At 43.8% G+C, this 340-nt stretch carries 2 rRNA genes; both read right to left on the reverse strand.

Going from position 1 to position 340, the window contains the following annotated elements:
• Window positions 1-5: 5 nt before the first annotated feature.
• Window positions 6-120: ribosomal RNA gene (gene rrf / locus H4J70_RS20305) — 5S ribosomal RNA — on the reverse strand.
• A gap of 115 nt (window positions 121-235) precedes the next feature.
• Window positions 236-340: ribosomal RNA gene (rrf, locus tag H4J70_RS20310) — 5S ribosomal RNA — on the reverse strand; the annotation flags it as partial.

Consider the following 340-nt stretch of genomic DNA (forward strand, 5'->3'; position numbering starts at 1 on the left):
TAGAAGCCTAGCAATGTCCTACTCTCACATGGGAACTCCCACACTACCATCGGCGCTACTGCGTTTCACTTCTGAGTTCGGAATGGGATCAGGTGGTGCCACAGTGCTATTGTCGCTAGACAAAACTTGTAATATCAAAGATATAATTTAATTTATACTGTTTAAAATACAAAGTAAATTAGAACCTTGGAACAAAAAACCCGTAGCATCAGCTACGGGTTTCTCTTAATTAGAAGCCTAGCAATGTCCTACTCTCACATGGGAACTCCCACACTACCATCGGCGCTACTGCGTTTCACTTCTGAGTTCGGAATGGGATCAGGTGGTGCCACAGTGCTAT

It is taken from the genome of Colwellia sp. BRX8-9 (assembly GCF_014077245.1).
In the GTDB taxonomy this organism is placed as follows: domain Bacteria; phylum Pseudomonadota; class Gammaproteobacteria; order Enterobacterales; family Alteromonadaceae; genus Colwellia_A.